Source organism: Pseudomonas proteolytica, assembly GCF_007858275.1.
Taxonomy (GTDB): Bacteria; Pseudomonadota; Gammaproteobacteria; order Pseudomonadales; family Pseudomonadaceae; genus Aquipseudomonas; species Aquipseudomonas proteolytica.
The window spans coordinates 31,642-47,859 of record NZ_VFEV01000011.1; the positions used below are offsets into that span (position 1 = coordinate 31,642).

Sequence of the window (16,218 nt, forward strand, 5' to 3'; positions counted from 1 at the left end):
GATAATCCTTTTCGATGATGGGGTTGGTTGGCCGCTATATTAATCAGTTTATAGAATGATAAAAGCCGAAAATAGCGTTAATCAATATCGATTAATTAGATTATTTGCGTGAGACGATCTTGGTCGCCACCGGCTCCAGGGAGTCCCGTTCCCGATCAAACGCCAAGTAGTACTTGTTCACGCTATTAACATAGCTGACGCCGCCCATTCCAACCTGCTCCATGGCGATGCGCTCCACCTGGAAGAACCACTGATTGGGGTTCAACCCCCGACGCCTGGCCTCGGCGCGCATGCCCTGCACCCGTTCCGGGCCCATGTTGTAGGCGGCCAGGACGAACGCCATACGTTCGCGCTCGTTGAGCTTGGGGCTGGCGAAGAACTTGCGGCGGATCAGCGCCAGGTAGCGCGCCCCTGCCTGCACATTGCTGTCCAGAGTCTGGATATTGTTGACCCCCACACGCTGGGCGGCCGACGGGGTGATCTGCATCAGGCCTGTGGGCCCGCTGCCACTTTTCGCGGCGGGATTGAGGGACGATTCCTTGAAGGCCAGGGCCGCCAGGTTCAGCCAGTCCATGCCCTGTTCCCGGGCATGTTTTTGCAAGACCGGGCGCAGCTTTTCGAGGCGCTGGCGATCGGCCCGTGCCAAGGGATAACGCACTTGGTAGAGGCGCCGATAGATACGCTGGAACGCTACATCCTGGTCTGACGGGGTCTTGTAGGTTTTCAGGAAGCGGTCGATGCTCGCCCGCAGCATCGACGCATCCTGGCGCACGAACCAGTACTCCTCACCCGGCTCACTGATCGCCACTTGCTTGTCGAAACGCAACTTGGGCAGGATCTTCGACCAGCGCTCGGCAATCGGTCGCTCGACAATGGTCAGGTGGAAGATCCCGGCCTGGACCATCTCCAGCACATCTTCCACCGCCAGGCTGGGGTCCACCCATTCCACCTTGACCGGCGGCAGCTTGCGCAGCGCCAGCTTCTGGTTGATCTGGTTGACCGCCTCCCCTGCTGCGCTGCCCGTGGTCAGGGCCAGGGTGCGCCCGGACAGTTGCTCCAACCGGGTAAACCGCCGCTCGCCCTTGAGACCCACCAGCCACAGCGGCACGTCACTGGCAATCGGGTCACTGCTGCTGATCTTGTGGGCAGCCGTCACATCCAGCAGCTCACCGGGCGCCACCAGGTCACCTTCGCCACGGGCCAGCGCGCCCAGCAACTGATCCTTGGCCTTGGGAATGATCTTGAGGTTGATTTCCTGGCCATCGCGGGCGCGGCCATTGAGGTAGTGTTCGAAGGCCCGCAGGCGATGGTACTCGACACCAATTGACTGGCCCTGGACTTCACCGGAGCTGTTGCGACTCTGGTTGACCAGCACGCGCAACGTGCGACTGCTGCGGATTTCGGCCAGGTCGCGGACCTTGCCCGGCTTGGTCACTTCCAGCGGCCCGTCCAGACGCGCGACCGCCGCGTTGGGCAGCAGTAGCGTCAGGCATACCATGAGCAATGCCGAGGGTCGGATCATCCGCTCTCCGGAAAGAACAAGGCCCCATGCACCGCGAAACACGCCACATTGGGGGACAGAAACAGAGCGCCAGAGGCGCAGACTTTGAGCGCAAGGGTGTCACAGCAGCAGGCCTTCGGCCAACCACGGTGTGACTTGCGACGTTCAAAGACAGCGATAACTCTTTGTAGTTCTTGGCTTTTCTTATAAATCCACAGCTCTGATAGACTTTCCGGCCGCAGGCGGAGATAGCACCATGCAACTCATTGATATTGGCGTCAACCTGACCAACCCCAGTTTCGACGACAAACACCAGGCCGTGCTCGACCGCGCCTATGCCGCCGGCGTGGGCCAGCTGGTAGTCACCGGCACCAGCGTGCACGGCAGCGAACAAGCCCTGGAACTGTGCCAGCGCTTGGATCCAAGCGCCCGACGCTTGTTCAGCACCGCGGGCATTCACCCCCATAGCGCCAGCGACTGGAATGCCGACAGCGAGCGGCAACTGCGTGACCTGCTCAGCCAGGACCGGGTGCGTGCCGTGGGTGAATGCGGGCTGGACTTCAACCGTGACTTCTCACCCCGCCCCCAGCAGGAAAAAGTCCTCGAAGCCCACCTGGCATTGGCCGTCGAACTGCGCTTGCCGGTGTTTCTCCATGAACGGGACGCCAACCAGCGCCTGCTGGAGATCCTGCGCGACTACCGCGATCAACTGCCCGCCGCCGTGGTGCACTGCTTCACCGGCGAACAACGCGCACTGTTCAGCTACCTCGACCTGGACCTGCATATCGGTATCACCGGCTGGATATGTGACGAACGCCGTGGCACACACCTGCACCCGCTTGTCAGGGAAATCCCCCGGGGCCGCCTGATGCTGGAAAGCGACGCGCCCTACCTGCTACCGCGCACCCTGCGGCCCAAACCGAAGAACGGGCGCAACGAGCCAGCCTACTTGCCGGAGGTGTTGCGCGAAGTGGCCCTGCACCGCGAAGAAAGCCTGGAAGACCTGGCCCAACACAGCACCGCCTGCTCCCGCGCGTTTTTCGGCCTGCCTGCGTTGGATTGACGCGGCGCATTGACCCACATCAACACCCTTTTTCCGAATAGCGGCACAATAATGGCACCTTGCCAAAACTGTTTCCGCTATCAGAGAAAACCTTCCATGGGTGCCTGGCTTAGCAATATCTCGCTGAAGTACAAATTCTGGGCCGTGAATGCGGTCGCTTTCATCACCACGCTGCTGCTGGTGCTGTATGCCGTGCACCTTGAGCAACAGGCCCGCAGCCATGCCTCCCAAGCCTCGGCACAAGCCCAGGGGCGCTTGCTCGGCGCATGGCCGGCGGGGCAGCCGCTGCCCAAGGACGAGCACTGGCTGGTGTTCCAGCGGGGCCTGGCTCCCGAACTGGCAGACCAGGACCTGTCCGCCCTCAGCGAGGCCAATGGCTGGGTCGAGTTCAACTCTATGCCGCTGTTCGGCGAAAACCCGTTGCTGGGCGCCGAGGTCATATCCCGCGCCGACGGCCAGCAAATCGCCGTACTGGCGTATGCGCCGAGCCTGAGCCAGGTGTTTACCGAACGCTTCACCAACTACGCGGTGGCGGTGCTGATCCTGATGCTGGCGATGCTCTGTGCCTCGCAACTGCTGATCCGCTTTTTGCTCGCCCAACTCAACACCTTGAAAGACGTGATGCTGCACGTAGAAAAAACCGGCGACCTCTCGGCCCGCGTTCCCCTGGCCTGCAAGGACGAAGTCGGGCAGATGGCCAGCGCGTTCAACGCCATGCAGGCCGGCTACCAGCGGGTGGTCAGTACCGTGGCGCGCACCGCCAAACTGTTGGACGACGGCGCTGCGCGCCTGGCCAGCAGCATGAATGAAGTCCAGCACGGCATGCTCGGCCAGCAAAGCGAGACGGACCAGGCAGCCACCGCGATCAATGAAATGACCGCCACCGTGTATCACATTGCCCAGCACGCCGGCGCCACACGGGACCTGTCGCAGACCGCCGACACCCTGGCCGGCAGCGGCCAGGAAGTGGTGACCCGGGTCCAGCGTTCGATTGCCGGATTGTCCACCGGCGTGCAGCAAACCGCCGAGATGATCCAGAAGCTGGCCGAGGACAGTCAGAAGATCAACGGCGTGGTCGGGGTGATCCATAGCATCGCCGAACAGACCAACCTGCTGGCCCTCAACGCTGCCATCGAAGCCGCCCGCGCCGGGGAGATGGGCCGCGGCTTTGCCGTGGTGGCCGATGAGGTGCGCAACCTGGCCAAGCGCGTGCAAAGCTCCACCGATGAGATCACGCGCATGGTCTCGGCCCTGCAGGCCGGCACCCGGGATGCGGTGGATTTTATGCAGGAAAGCTCGTTCAAGGCCGATGACTGCGTGCAGCAGGCCCAGGAAGCCGGCGCCTCACTCGCGGAAATCACCAGCGCCGTGGCGCAAATGCGCGAGAGCAACACGCAGATTGCGGTCGCCGCCGAACAGCAAAGCCATGTGGCCGAAGAGATGAACCGTGCGGTGGTGAGCATCCGTGATGTCACAGAAAACACCGTGCAACAGACCGTGGACTCTGCGACCACCAGCAACGAACTGGCGACCCTGGCTGGCGAGTTGAGCAAGGCGATCGGTCAACTGAAGTTGTGAGGTTTGCCTGCCGTTCAGCCAACGCTTGCCGTTGGCTGAACCCGTCAATTGGCTATAACCCCCATAGCCAACCCCAATTCGCCGCCCCTGCCCGCCCCACCTAGACTCTGTTCATCGAGTATCAATGGACAGAGGATTTATAATCATGGGCAAACGTCACCCCAATCTCCCGGCCTGGCAATGGCGCGCCTACCCGCAGAACCATCAGCACCCGACCAACCTGGTGTTGCACCTGATTGCAGTACCGCTGTTCATCGTCGGGTTTCTGCTGATTGTGTCCGGGGTGTTCAGCCTGAGCTTGGCCAGCTTTGCCATCGGCGTGGTCGGCGTGTTGGCCGGCCTGGCCCTGCAACGTCATGGCCATAGCCTGGAAGCCCAGGCCAGCGAGCCATTCAGTGATCGTAGGGATGCGGTGCAACGCCTGGTGGTCGAGCAGTTCGTGACCTTTCCGCGCTTTGTCCTCAGTGGCCGCTGGTGGCAAGCCTGGCGCCAGCGCCACCACCATTAAGGCGGGCTCAGGCGAAAACCACCACGGTCTGGCGGCTGATGGCGATCAACTGGCCGTCAGGCCCCCACAACATCGCAGCGGCATGGCCATAGCCGTCGCGGGCATGCTCGATCTCGACGTGGTACTGGCACCAATCCAGGGTCGTCAATTGCGCCAGAGGCTGGATGAATTCGATGGTCCAGGTCAGGGTGCTGCCCGCTGCAGGCCGCTTCAGGTGCGGTAGCAGGGCCGGCGGCCAGGCATCCACCAGCGCGAGGATATGCGCTTCGGTCAAAGGCTCCTCCTTCACATCCCCGCGCAAACGCACCCAGCCGCCCATCTCCCGGGATTTGTTGCCCGTGAACGGCAAACCGCCGACGCTCCAGCGCATTGCCAGGTAGCGCATGAACTCAGGCGTCACGCCTTTGATATAGGGCAGTTCCTGGCATTCGTCCCAATGCTTGAAGGTTGGCGCGGGCAGTGCTGGCACGTCGATCTCCGAAGGCCGTGATGCGCCGAAACTGGCCTGTGCCAGGGTCATTACTTCCCCACCCTGCACCACCCGCCCCAGCAACTGGCTGACCGCCTTGCCTTCGCGCAGCACTTCCACTTGATAGCTGGCAGAGACGTCTGGCGCCACCGGCCCAACAAACGTCACGGCCAACGAACGCAACGGCCGGTCTGCCGGCACCTGGGCGCGCAAGGCTTCGTATTGCAAGGCGGCGACCAGGCCGCCAAACGTGGCACGGCCCTGGGCCCATTGCGCCGGGATAGACACGTCCAGCGGGTTATTACGGGCGGCGTCGAGCAAATCACTAAAGCGCATGGCGACCTCACATCAAGAAAATCGATTGTGCGATCTTAACCAGCGTGCCAGCCAGGTACAGCGCTTATTCCGGCCAAATACCCAGACAGATAAGCCGCCGCCTCAGAAACACTCCGCCGCCAGCTTATCCAGTACCCGATCCGCCTTGCCTTCGGCCTGGGCCATGGTGCGATGCCAGACCGCAACACAAGGTTGCAGATCCGCCTGGTGTTCGGCCTGCGCCAGCCATTGCCAGCAGTCATGCCAATCCCCCAGTGCGCCTTGGGCGGATTTGAGACGGGACATGGCCTTGGCCGGCAATTGCCCCAATTGCGGATAAGCCTCGGCCGCGTAACGTACGCGCTTGATCAACAAGCGCAGGCGATGGCGGTCGTGACCGGGATCGTGCAGGGCCGCATCGAGGGTCTGCCATTGCTTGGCCAGCCGCTTTTCGATGCGCGCCCGCAGCCCCTTGAGTAGTTTTTGATGATCTGACGCGCGGATAAAGCGGGGAAAGGCATCCAGGATCAGCAGCAGTTGTGCGACTTCCGGGCTTTGCGCCACCTGCCGATAGGTTTGTGGCTGCTGGCGCAGACGCCGCGCCGCAGCGTCGTGATAACCGTGCTGCTGCAAGTACGCCGCCAGCACCTCACGGTCGCGCAACGGCGTGGTCAATTGGCCGACTGCGCTGGCGGCCGCTTCCAGTTGCTCGACGCCGGGCAGCCCGCGCAAGGGGCGCAGCAGGCTGCGCAGGCGCCGCACCGTGGTGCGCAGGTCATGCAGCGCTTCGTCATCGGTAACCGCCGCCAGGCGCGCCTGGCAACTCAACAATCCGACTTCCAGGCCAATGACCTGGGTGACCAACTGATCCACCAACGCCGACATGCTGCTTCCCCTGATAAACAACGTCCATGTACCTGCGCAAAACAGGCGTCTGGAACTACCTTAACCACTACCCCGGCATGTTGCGCTGACTCGGATCAACGCCCGGCGCGCGACTCACGGATATAGAAACGGGCTTTTTCCGCCTTGCTGGCGCACCCTTCGAACGCTTCGAATTGTTGCTGGGTCTTGGCGCCAGTCAGCAACGACAGAGCCTTGGAATAGCTGACCGTGCCGGCGAAACCTTCAGCCTTGGCCAAATCCAGTTCGTGCCACGCCGCATCCAACTGGCTGCCGCAGCTATCGCGATAGGCCGTTTTGCCGGCACAACCGGCCAGGGCCAACACAATCACAGGCAAACACATCCAGGCTTTCATCAATGACACCTCAAGAAAAGAAAACAGTCGTGGGATGTAGACGTTGCCTACATCGAAAAGTGCCTTATCACACAGCCTGAAATGCCTAGCGCCGATAGCCAAAGCATACCCGAGCAACTAGCTCGGCTTATGAAAATAATCACTCTTGTCAGCTAGGATTGAAGCAGCCCCCTGGTTGGGTGCATTGTGGACAGCTGTTTTGCGAAGGATCCGATCATGAAAAAACGCGTTGCATTGGTCCTGGGCTCCGGTGGAGCGCGGGGTTATGCCCACATCGGGGTGATCGAAGAGATCGAAAAGCGCGGCTATGAAATCGCCTGTATCGCCGGCTGCTCCATGGGCGCGGTGGTCGGCGGGATCTATGCCGCAGGCAAGCTTAAGGACTACCGCAACTGGATCGAAAGCCTGGACTATCTGGACGTGCTGCGCCTGGTGGATGTGAGTTTTCGCCTGGGCGCGATACGCGGCGAAAAAGTCTTCGGGCAGATCCGCAAGATCGTCGGCGAGATCAATATCGAAGACCTGCGCATTCCCTACACCGCCGTCGCCACCGACCTGACCAACCAACAGGAAATCTGGTTCCAGGAAGGCTGCCTGCACCAGGCCATGCGCGCCTCGGCGGCGATTCCCAGCCTGTTTACCCCGGTGATGCAAGGCAACCGCATGCTGGTGGACGGCGGCCTGCTCAACCCGCTGCCAATCGTGCCGGTGGTGTCGAGCCATTGCGACCTGATCATTGCGGTCAACCTCAACGCCACCAACCAGAAGCACTACACCCTGCCGGTAATCCAGCGCCCGCCGGCGTTCAAGAGCCGCTTCGACAACCTGGTGCGCTCGTTGGGTTCGCACCTGCCGTTTCGACGCAAGCAGGCCGAGCAACTGCTGTTGCTGGAACAGGAAGCGCTGCAGGCGCAAGCCGCTGATATCAACCCCTGGCTCGAGGGCGCCGAGCCCGAAGCCCAGCAACCGGCCGCCGCCCCAGAGTCCGCTGGTGCACCGAAATCCGCTACCGGTTCGTTCATCATCGACAACGTGGGGCCGGCATCGCTGCTGGATCTGATCAACCAGAGTTTCGAGGTGATGCAGACATCGTTGGCCCAGTACAAAATCGCGGGCTACCCGCCGGATGTGCTGATCAACGTGCCCAAGCGCGTGTGCCGGTTTTTTGAATTCTACAAAGCGCCGGAACTGATCGCCCTGGGGCGTGAGATTGCCAGTGATACGTTGGATCGGTATGAGAGTGAGCAGAGTTGAGAGCTTCGCTGGGGCTTGGGGCCCTATCGCGGGCAAGCCCGCTCCCACATTCATATTTGTGAATGCATTCAAAAGGTGGGAGCGGGCTTGCCCGCGATGAGGCCGGTCCAGCCACCACAATCCCTCAGCCCTCAGCCCCCAACAACCGATACCCCACCCCCGCCTCGGTCACGATAAAGCGTGGCTGGGTCGGGTCATCCGCCAGCTTCTGGCGCAAGTGCCCCACCACAATGCGCAGGTAGTGGCTGTCTTCGGTATGGGTCGGGCCCCAGATGTCCTTGAGCAACTGTTGCTGGGTAATCACCCGGCCTGGATAACGCGCCAGTTGCGCCAGCACCGCGTATTCCTTGCGGGTCAGGGCCACGTCGACACCGTCCAGCAACACCCGCCGATAGGCCAGGTCGACCGTCAGCGGGCCAAACTGCAGCGCCGCCTGCTGGGCTTCTCCGACAGGCGCCTGGCGTAACAACGCACGGACCCGGGCCAGGAACTCCTGAATGCCAAACGGCTTGGTCACATAGTCATTGGCGCCACCGTCCAGCGCCTGGACCTTCTGCCCTTCGCTGGCCCGTACCGACAACACCAGCACCGGGGCTGTCGACCATTCGCGCAACTCACGCAGCACCTGCTGGCCGTCCATATCCGGCAGGCCCAGGTCCAGCACCAGCAGGTCCGGCTTGTTCAATGCGGCCTGGGCCAACCCTTCGGCGCCGGTTCCAGCCTCAATTACCTTATAGCCCTGGGACGCCAGGCTGATGCGCAAGAACTTGCGGATCTGCGGCTCGTCATCAATGACCAAAATCGTCGCAGTCTGGCTCATGGTGTTCCGTCACAATCGCTGAAAAAAAATAAGAGTAGCGCACCTGATATCACGCTTCACTTTCCAGGCTCGGCTGGGTCTGCAATGGCAGGAACAAGGTGATGCACGTGCCCCGCCCCTCGATGCCCTCGGCCACGCTGATATGCCCGCCGTGGGCGCCGACCATGCCCTGGCAGATTGCCAGGCCGAGCCCGGTGCCCTGCCCGCCGCGGTCGCCGCGGGCGGCGGTGTAGAACATATCGAAAATCTTCGCCCGCTCCTCTTCAGGAATCCCCGGGCCTTCATCACTGACCGAGAAAAACAACGCCTGGTCCGCCACACCGGCACGCAGTTGCAAGCGACCATGGGGCGGTGAAAAACGCGCGGCATTTTCCAGCACATTGACCAGGGCTTGCTCGATCAAGGCGGCATGCACATACAGCAGCGGCAACTCGGGCGGCACGTCGGTACTCACCTGCAACGGCGCCAGCACCGCGCGCAACCGGGCGAGGGAACTGCCGACGATATCGCCGGGCGACACCCAGTCGCGTGCCAACTTCAAGGCGCCATGGCCCAGACGGGTCATGTCCAGCAGGTTCTGAATATAGCGGTCCAGGCGCTCGGCTTCGTCGCGAGTGCCTTCGAGCAGCTCACGGCGATCTTCCAGGGGAATGGCTTCGCCCAGGGCCAGCAGGCTGTCGATGCTACCGCGCATGGAGGTCAGCGGCGTGCGCAGATCATGGGACACGGAAGCCAGCAAGGCGCTGCGCAGTTGCTCGGTCTCGCCATGCAAACGGGCGGCCTCCAGATTCTGCGCCAGCTGGGCACGGGCCAGCGCCTGAGCCAATGGCTGGCTCAAGGCCGTGAGCAGGCGCCGACGTTGGCCACTGAGTTCCAGGCCGGCCTTGGGGCTGACGCCGAGCAAACCCAATGGACCATTTTCAGCGGACAACGGCCACCACCACCAACGCCCAAACGGCAAGGTGCCAGTGCCCATGCCCGCCGGTTGGTCGTGCTGCCAGGCCCAGTCGGCGGCGGCACGTTCGGCTTCGGTGAAGGTGATCGGCCCACCGGTCTCGACTTTCCACTCACTGGGCCCGTCGCGATTGACCAGGCACAATTGCAAATCGCTCCAGCCCTGCAGATGATGGGCCGCTGCGCTGATCACCGCTTGGCGGTCGGTGGCGGCGGTGAGTTTGCGCGACAGGTCGAGGAGCTCGCTGGTTTCTTCCTGAGTGTCGCGCAGGGCTTGCAGTTGCCGACGCTGACGCGCAGCCAGGTTGCCGGTCAGCGCCGCCATCAGCAGGAAAAACAACAGCGTCAGCACATCTTCTTCACGCTGGATGGCAAAGGAAAAATTCGGCGGGATAAACAAAAAGTCATAGGTCATGAACGACAGCGCCGCACAGGCCAATGCCGGGCCCAGACTGCTGCGAACCGCCACCAGCAGCACAGCCGCGAGGAACACCAGGGAGATGTTGGGCAGCGGCAGGATACTCGACACCCCCCACGCCAATGCACTGGCCAGCACGGTTGCCAGCAGCGCCAGGGCGTAGTCGAACCACACCAGGCCCCGCACCTCGGGCAAGCGTGGCGGCACCGGCGTTTCATCGCTGTCGAGGACGTTGATTTCCAGGCCCCGGGCATTGCGCAGCAAGCGCGCCGCCAAACCGCCGCCGAACAGTCGGCGCCGCCAGCGCGGGCGCGACTGCCCCACCAGCACCAGGCTGGCACGGCGTTCGGCCGCGTGCTGGATCAGGGTCTTGGCCACTTCGCCGGCACGCAGTAACACCACTTCGCCACCCAGGCGCTCAGCCAACTGCTGGGCGTTTTGCAGGCGCAGCCGCGACTGCTCGTCGCGCATACGGCCGTTGTCCACATGCACCAGGCTCCAGGGCAAATGCCGGCGCTGGGCCACACGGCTGGCGTGGCGCACCAGGCGTTCGGCCTCGGCATCGCCATCCACCCCCACCAACAGACGGCCGCGCACGGTCGGCGCGGCCTGGCCCAGTTGCCGGTAGCCCTGGGCCAGATCGTCATCCACGTGAGCGGCGGCGGTCTGCATCGCCAACTCGCGCAGGGCCATGAGGTTGGTCTGGGTAAAGAATGCATCGATGGCGGCCCGCGCCTGCTCCGGCACGTAGACCTTGCCGTCGCGCAGGCGCTCCAGCAACTCGCGGGATGGCAGGTCGATCAGCAGCAGCTCATCGGCTTCCTGCAACACCCAGTCCGGCAGGGTTTCGCGCACTTGCACGCCGGTGATACCGCGCACCTGGTCGTTGAGGCTTTCCAGGTGCTGGACGTTGACCGTCGTAAACACGTTGATGCCGGCGGAGAGCAGTTCCTGGATGTCCTGCCAGCGCTTTTCGTGGCGGCTGCCGGGGGCGTTGCTGTGGGCCAGTTCGTCTACCAGCACCAGCCGGGGCTTGCTGGCGAGCAAGCCGTCGAGGTCCATCTCTTCAAGCATCACCCCACGGTACTCAGAACGCAGCAGCGGTTGCTGGGGCAAGCCACTGAGCAAGGCCTCGGTCTCGGCGCGACCATGGGTCTCGACCACCCCGGCCACCACTTTGACGCCCTGGCGCAGTTGGGTGTGGGCCGCCTGAAGCATGGCGTAGGTCTTGCCCACGCCGGGGGCGGCACCGAGGAATACTTTGAGCCGGCCACGGCCGTGCTTGGGCAGGTCGGCTAGGAGGGCGTCGGCGCGGCCGGAGTCACTCATGGGAACAGTCTTCTTTCAGTTAGTGATGTGGGGAACATGCTGCCGCCATGGTTTACAACTTTTCCAGCGCCATGTTCAGCGCCAGTACATTCACCACCGGCGGCCCCACCAGCGGCTGTTCGATATGCTCGTCCATCAAGCGCTCCAGGGTCGACACCGGCAACTGCCGTGCCGCCGCCACCCGCGCCAGTTGATAGGCAATTGCCTGCGGTGGCAAGTGTGGATCAAGACCACTGCCGGAGGTCGTCAACAGCGCCAGGGGCACGGGGCCCTGGCCTGGCACCTGAATTTTAGCGGCGTCGTCAAACACCCGCGCCGCTAGCGCCGGATTGCTCGGGCCAAGGTTGCTGGCGCTGCTGGAGACGGTGGCAAACGCACCTGCCGACGGCCGCGAGTGGAACCAGCGCTCGCCGGTAAATTCCTGGGCAATCAGGCTGGAGCCGCGCACCTTGCCTTCGGCATCGCGCACCAGGCTGCCATTGGCCTGGTCGGGAAAGGCCACCTGGGCGACGCCGGTCACCACCAGCGGATAGGCCACGCCAGTGATCAGGGTCATCAATACCAACAGGCTCAAGGCCGGACGGATCGTACTGGACATTTCATCTTCCTCAATTGATTCGTGGCCTGTAGGAGCCAGCTTGTCGGCTCCTACAGGGCTGGGTTAGACCAGGTGCAGCGCGGTCAGCAGCATGTCGATCGCCTTGATCCCGGCGAACGGCACCAAAAGCCCGCCCACGCCATAGATCAACAGGTTGCGCCGCAGCAACGCCGCCGCACTCGCTGCCTGCACCCGTACACCGCGCAGCGCCAAAGGAATGAGCACCACGATGATCAGCGCGTTAAACACAATGGCCGACAGAATCGCGCTCTGCGGGCTGCTCAGGTGCATCACGTTGAGCACGCCCAGTTGCGGGTAGATCGAGGCAAACAGCGCCGGCAGGATCGCGAAGTACTTGGCCACGTCGTTGGCAATCGAAAAGGTGGTCAGCGCGCCCCGGGTCACCAGCAATTCCTTGCCGATCTGCACCACGTCCAGCAGCTTGGTCGGGTCGCTGTCGAGGTCGACCATGTTCGCCGCCTCGCGGGCCGCCTGGGTCCCGTCATTCATCGCCATGCCCACGTCCGCCTGGGCCAGGGCCGGGGCGTCGTTGGCGCCGTCACCACACATGGCCACCAGGCGCCCGTCGTTTTGCTCGTGGCGGATGCGCGCCAGTTTCTTCTCCGGCGTGGCTTCCGCCAGCACATCATCCACGCCGGCTTCAGCGGCAATCGCGGCGGCGGTCAGCGGGTTGTCGCCGGTTACCATCACCGTGCGGATCCCCAGTTTGCGCAGCTCGGCAAAGCGCTCGCGAATGCCGGGCTTGACCACGTCCTTGAGGTGGATCGCGCCGAGCAGTTTACCGTCGGCACACACCAGCAACGGGGTGCCACCACTCTGGGCGATCTTGTCGATTTCCCGGGACAGTGCCGGCAACAGGTCCTGGCGTTTCTGGCCGATAAACGCCAGCAGCGAATCGACAGCGCCTTTACGGTAGACGCGGCCTTGATAGTCCACACCGGACAAGCGCGTTTCGGCACTGAACGGCACGCCCGTCAGCTCTTGCACCGAGGGCTCGGTGTACGGATGCAGGGCCCGCAGGTATTCGACGATGGATTTGCCCTCCGCCGTATCATCTGCCAGCGAGGCCAGCAGCGCGCCTTCGGCCAACTCCTTGCCGTTGACGCCGGGCGCGGCATAGATGCCAGCGCAGCGCCGGTTACCAAAGGTGATGGTGCCGGTCTTGTCCAGCAACAGCACATGCACGTCCCCCGCCGCTTCCACGGCGCGCCCGGACTTGGCGATCACATTGAGGCGCACCAGGCGATCCATGCCGGCGATGCCGATGGCCGATAACAGGCCACCGATGGTGGTGGGAATCAGCGTGACCAGCAGCGCCACCAGGAACACCAAGGGCAGGCTGCCATTGGCGAAGTGGGCGAATGGCTGCAAGGTCACGACCACCAGCAGGAAGATCAGGGTCAGGCCGATCAGCAGGATATCCAACGCCACTTCGTTGGGGGTTTTCTGGCGCTTGGCGCCTTCGACCAGGGCGATCATGCGATCCAGGGTCGACTCGCCAGGGTTGGCGGTGATGCGAATCACCAGCCAGTCCGAGACCAACCGGGTATTGCCGGTGACCGCCGAGCGGTCGCCGCCGGATTCACGGATGACCGGCGCGGACTCACCGGTGATCGCCGCTTCGTTGACCGCCGCGATGCCTTCGATGACCTCACCGTCGCCCGGGATCATTTCCCCGGCCGCTACCCGCACCACATCACCTTTGCGCAGGCTGGTGGCGGGCACCACCTTGAAGCTGCCATCGGCCTCCTGGCGCCGCGCACTCAGGCCCTCACTGCCGGCCTTGAGGCTATCGGCGCGGGCCTTGCCACGGCCCTCGGCCAGGGCTTCGGCGAAGTTGGCGAACAGCACGGTGAACCACAGCCACAGGGCAATCTGCACCGCGACAAAGGTCGGCACGCTGCTGTCCGGCACCAGGCACAGCACCGTGGTGAGGATCGCGGTCAGCTCAACCACCAGCATCACCGGCGAACGCTTCAACTGGCGCGGGTCCAGCTTGACGAACGCCTGGACCAACGCAGGGCGCCACAGGGCCGAGATCGCAGTCTTGGCCGATTCCTGGGTCTTGAGCGGAGCGGCATTGTTTACAGGCATATTCATGTTCATACCCCTTAGAAGCCCATGCTCAGGTGTTCAGCGATAGGGCCCAGTGCCAGCGTTGGCAGGAACGTCAGGCCGCCCACCAGCAAAATGGTCACGGTCAGCAACGTCACGAACAACGGGCCGTGGGTCGGGAAACTGTTCTGGCCAATCGGTGCGCTTTTCTTCATCGCCAGGCTGCCGGCCAGGGCCAACACCGGGAGGATGTAGCCAAAGCGCCCGATCAACATGCCCAACCCGAGCATCAGGTTGTGAAACGGCGTGTTGGCGCCAAGGCCAGCAAACGCCGAACCGTTGTTGGCACTGGCCGAGGTGTAGGCGTACAGCAACTGGCTGAAGCCATGGGGGCCGGGGTTGGTGATGGTCGCAGCGGTAGCCGGCACGCTGGCGGCAATCGCGCCGAGCACCAGCACGCCCACCGGCATTACCAGCAGGGTCACCACCAGCAGTTGCACTTCCCGGGCCTGGAGTTTCTTGCCGAGGTATTCCGGGGTGCGGCCAATCATCAAGCCGGCGAGGAATACCGCGATCAGCACGTTGAGCAACATGCCGTACATGCCGGCGCCGACGCCGCCGAAGATCACTTCGCCCACCATCATATTGACCAGCGCCACCATCCCGCTCAGGGGGCTGAGGCTGTCTTGCATGCCGTTGACCGAACCGTTGGACGCCGCCGTGGTGGTCACCGACCACAACACCGTACCGGTGGTGCCGAAGCGCGCTTCCTTGCCTTCCAGCGGCGCAGTCTGCTCCACGGCCGGGTTGCTCAGGGTCGGGTTAGGCTGATACTCGGACCACAACGACACCGAGCCGCCGATCAGGAACAGCGCGAACATGCAGCCAAGGATCGCGCGGCTCTGGCGCAGGTCCTTGACGTAGTGGCCAAAGGTGAAAACCAGCGCCACCGGGATCATGATGATCGCCGCCACTTCAAACAGGTTGGCCCAGGCCGTCGGGTCTTCGAATGGGTGCGCCGAGTTGACACCGAAGAAGCCACCGCCGTTGGTCCCCAGTTGCTTGATCGCAATCTGGCTGGCGGCCGGGCCGAGCGGGATCACTTGATCAACGCCTTGCAGGGTCAGCGCATCAACGTAGTGGGCGAAGGTTTGCGGCACGCCCTGCCACACCAGGAACAACGCCAGCAGCAGGCACAATGGCAGCAGGCCATAGAGGGTGGCGCGGGTCATGTCCACCCAGAAATTGCCCAGGGTGCTGGCGGACTTGCGACCAATCCCACGGCAAAGGGCGACAAGGACGGCCAGGCCGGTGGCGGCACTGACAAAGTTCTGCACGGTCAGGCCGGCCATCTGGCTCAGGTAGCTGAGAGTCGCCTCACCGCTGTAGGACTGCCAGTTGGTGTTGGTCATGAAACTGACCGCGGTGTTGAACGCCTGCGTCCACTCCTGCCCGGGCAATTGCTGGGGGTTGAGGGGCAAGTAGTCCTGGAAGAGCAGGATCGAAAAGAGGAGTAAAAATCCGGCGAGGTTGAAGGCCAGCAGGGCCAGCATGTACTTCTGCCAACTTTGCTCTTGCTGCGCATCGACCCCGGCCACGCGATAACAGACGCGCTCCACCGGCCCGAAAACCGGGGTCAGCCAGGTGCGCTGCCCTTCCATCACCTTGTAGTAGAACCGCCCCAGAAATGGCGCCGGAACCAGCACCACGGCGAAGAAGGCGATGATCAGCCAATAGTCATAACTGTGCATAGCCGCTCCTAGCCCCGGTCCGCGCGCAACAGCGCAACCAGCAGATAAATGAACAGCGCCACGGCCAATAGCAGTGACACCCCGTCCAGAACACTCATGGAAGTTTCTCCGTCATACGGCGACTGCCGCGTGTGGGCATTGTCCGCAGGAGGGGTGTAAAGGAGCGAGGGCGAGGGGGTGGAGGGGGCGTAAAGATGGCGTAAAGAGTGGGGTGGACGTGAGGTTTGTGGGGCTGTTGAGACCGCTATCGCGGGCAAGCCCGACTCCCACAGTTGGCCGCATTCCAAATGACGTACCCGATCAACTGTGGGAGTCGGGCTTGCCC

Annotated in this window: 14 protein-coding genes; 4 read left to right on the forward strand and 10 right to left on the reverse strand. The window is 63.0% G+C overall.

Annotation, left to right across the window (positions count from 1 at the left end; genetic code table 11):
- Positions 1–100 precede the first annotated feature (100 nt).
- A complete protein-coding gene (locus FIV38_RS10105) occupies positions 101–1,522 on the reverse strand; it encodes an MltF family protein (RefSeq protein ID WP_092235191.1) in 1,422 nt (473 codons plus the stop codon).
- Between the two features lie 235 nt (positions 1,523–1,757).
- On the opposite strand from FIV38_RS10105, the gene FIV38_RS10110 reads away from it, so the two are divergent.
- The 3 genes from FIV38_RS10110 (at position 1,758) to FIV38_RS10120 (ending at position 4,650) form a co-directional block, all read left to right on the forward strand.
- Positions 1,758–2,564 carry a TatD family hydrolase gene (locus FIV38_RS10110; RefSeq protein ID WP_070995443.1) on the forward strand — a complete coding sequence of 269 codons (807 nt, stop codon included), beginning with the start codon at positions 1,758–1,760 and terminating at the stop codon, positions 2,562–2,564.
- A gap of 96 nt (positions 2,565–2,660) precedes the next feature.
- Positions 2,661–4,142 carry a methyl-accepting chemotaxis protein gene (locus FIV38_RS10115; protein ID WP_092235188.1) on the forward strand — a complete coding sequence of 494 codons (1,482 nt, stop codon included), beginning with the start codon at positions 2,661–2,663 and terminating at the stop codon, positions 4,140–4,142.
- A gap of 145 nt (positions 4,143–4,287) precedes the next feature.
- Complete coding sequence (locus FIV38_RS10120; protein ID WP_092235185.1) at positions 4,288–4,650, forward strand: Mpo1-like protein; 363 nt, start codon at positions 4,288–4,290, stop codon at positions 4,648–4,650.
- A gap of 7 nt (positions 4,651–4,657) precedes the next feature.
- Here the strand turns inward: FIV38_RS10120 and FIV38_RS10125 are convergent, their stop codons facing one another.
- The 3 genes from FIV38_RS10125 to FIV38_RS10135 all read right to left on the reverse strand — a co-directional run bounded on the left by FIV38_RS10125 (position 4,658) and on the right by FIV38_RS10135 (position 6,693).
- Complete coding sequence (locus tag FIV38_RS10125; protein ID WP_029300793.1) at positions 4,658–5,455, reverse strand: acyl-CoA thioesterase; 798 nt, start codon at positions 5,453–5,455, stop codon at positions 4,658–4,660.
- A 102-nt stretch (positions 5,456–5,557) separates the two neighbouring features.
- The gene (locus FIV38_RS10130) at positions 5,558–6,319 is read right to left on the reverse strand and encodes a CHAD domain-containing protein (protein ID WP_070995441.1); all 762 of its coding nucleotides are present in this window, start codon (positions 6,317–6,319) and stop codon (positions 5,558–5,560) included.
- 95 nt (positions 6,320–6,414) lie between these two features.
- Positions 6,415–6,693, reverse strand: coding sequence for a hypothetical protein (locus FIV38_RS10135; protein ID WP_029300795.1), 279 nt, complete (start codon positions 6,691–6,693; stop codon positions 6,415–6,417).
- A gap of 216 nt (positions 6,694–6,909) precedes the next feature.
- Between FIV38_RS10135 and FIV38_RS10140 the strand changes: the two genes are divergently transcribed.
- Positions 6,910–7,947, forward strand: a complete 1,038-nt coding sequence (locus tag FIV38_RS10140; protein WP_029300796.1) for a patatin-like phospholipase family protein — start codon at positions 6,910–6,912, stop codon at positions 7,945–7,947.
- Between the two features lie 124 nt (positions 7,948–8,071).
- On the opposite strand, the gene FIV38_RS10145 is transcribed toward FIV38_RS10140, so the two are convergent.
- The 6 genes from FIV38_RS10145 to kdpF form a co-directional block, all read right to left on the reverse strand.
- Positions 8,072–8,767: a response regulator gene (locus FIV38_RS10145; protein WP_070995179.1), complete on the reverse strand. Its 696-nt coding sequence runs from the start codon at positions 8,765–8,767 to the stop codon at positions 8,072–8,074.
- Between the two features lie 49 nt (positions 8,768–8,816).
- Positions 8,817–11,468 (reverse strand): sensor histidine kinase, encoded by a 2,652-nt coding sequence (locus tag FIV38_RS10150; RefSeq protein ID WP_092235182.1) that lies wholly within the window; start codon positions 11,466–11,468, stop codon positions 8,817–8,819.
- 52 nt (positions 11,469–11,520) lie between these two features.
- Positions 11,521–12,066, reverse strand: a complete 546-nt coding sequence (kdpC, locus tag FIV38_RS10155; protein WP_029300757.1) for a potassium-transporting ATPase subunit KdpC — start codon at positions 12,064–12,066, stop codon at positions 11,521–11,523.
- A 63-nt stretch (positions 12,067–12,129) separates the two neighbouring features.
- Positions 12,130–14,193: a potassium-transporting ATPase subunit KdpB gene (gene kdpB / locus FIV38_RS10160; protein ID WP_092235179.1), complete on the reverse strand. Its 2,064-nt coding sequence runs from the start codon at positions 14,191–14,193 to the stop codon at positions 12,130–12,132.
- 5 nt (positions 14,194–14,198) lie between these two features.
- The gene (kdpA, locus tag FIV38_RS10165; protein ID WP_092235176.1) at positions 14,199–15,893 is read right to left on the reverse strand and encodes a potassium-transporting ATPase subunit KdpA; all 1,695 of its coding nucleotides are present in this window, start codon (positions 15,891–15,893) and stop codon (positions 14,199–14,201) included.
- 8 nt (positions 15,894–15,901) lie between these two features.
- Positions 15,902–15,991 carry a K(+)-transporting ATPase subunit F gene (gene kdpF / locus FIV38_RS10170; protein WP_032863112.1) on the reverse strand — a complete coding sequence of 30 codons (90 nt, stop codon included), beginning with the start codon at positions 15,989–15,991 and terminating at the stop codon, positions 15,902–15,904.
- Between the last annotated feature and the right edge of the window lie 227 nt (positions 15,992–16,218).

What these genes read in the sequence shown, in the direction of transcription:
- FIV38_RS10105 (WP_092235191.1), bottom strand. Translation starts at nt 1,522, where the DNA reads ATGATCCGACCCTCGGCATTGCTCATGGTATGCCTGACGCTACTGCTG.
- FIV38_RS10110 (WP_070995443.1), top strand. Translation starts at nt 1,758, where the DNA reads ATGCAACTCATTGATATTGGCGTCAACCTGACCAACCCCAGTTTCGAC.
- FIV38_RS10115 (WP_092235188.1), top strand. Translation starts at nt 2,661, where the DNA reads ATGGGTGCCTGGCTTAGCAATATCTCGCTGAAGTACAAATTCTGGGCC.
- FIV38_RS10120 (WP_092235185.1), top strand. Translation starts at nt 4,288, where the DNA reads ATGGGCAAACGTCACCCCAATCTCCCGGCCTGGCAATGGCGCGCCTAC.
- FIV38_RS10125 (WP_029300793.1), bottom strand. Translation starts at nt 5,455, where the DNA reads ATGCGCTTTAGTGATTTGCTCGACGCCGCCCGTAATAACCCGCTGGAC.
- FIV38_RS10130 (WP_070995441.1), bottom strand. Translation starts at nt 6,319, where the DNA reads ATGTCGGCGTTGGTGGATCAGTTGGTCACCCAGGTCATTGGCCTGGAA.
- FIV38_RS10135 (WP_029300795.1), bottom strand. Translation starts at nt 6,693, where the DNA reads ATGAAAGCCTGGATGTGTTTGCCTGTGATTGTGTTGGCCCTGGCCGGT.
- FIV38_RS10140 (WP_029300796.1), top strand. Translation starts at nt 6,910, where the DNA reads ATGAAAAAACGCGTTGCATTGGTCCTGGGCTCCGGTGGAGCGCGGGGT.
- FIV38_RS10145 (WP_070995179.1), bottom strand. Translation starts at nt 8,767, where the DNA reads ATGAGCCAGACTGCGACGATTTTGGTCATTGATGACGAGCCGCAGATC.
- FIV38_RS10150 (WP_092235182.1), bottom strand. Translation starts at nt 11,468, where the DNA reads ATGAGTGACTCCGGCCGCGCCGACGCCCTCCTAGCCGACCTGCCCAAG.
- kdpC (WP_029300757.1), bottom strand. Translation starts at nt 12,066, where the DNA reads ATGTCCAGTACGATCCGTCCGGCCTTGAGCCTGTTGGTATTGATGACC.
- kdpB (WP_092235179.1), bottom strand. Translation starts at nt 14,193, where the DNA reads ATGAACATGAATATGCCTGTAAACAATGCCGCTCCGCTCAAGACCCAG.
- kdpA (WP_092235176.1), bottom strand. Translation starts at nt 15,893, where the DNA reads ATGCACAGTTATGACTATTGGCTGATCATCGCCTTCTTCGCCGTGGTG.
- kdpF (WP_032863112.1), bottom strand. Translation starts at nt 15,991, where the DNA reads ATGAGTGTTCTGGACGGGGTGTCACTGCTATTGGCCGTGGCGCTGTTC.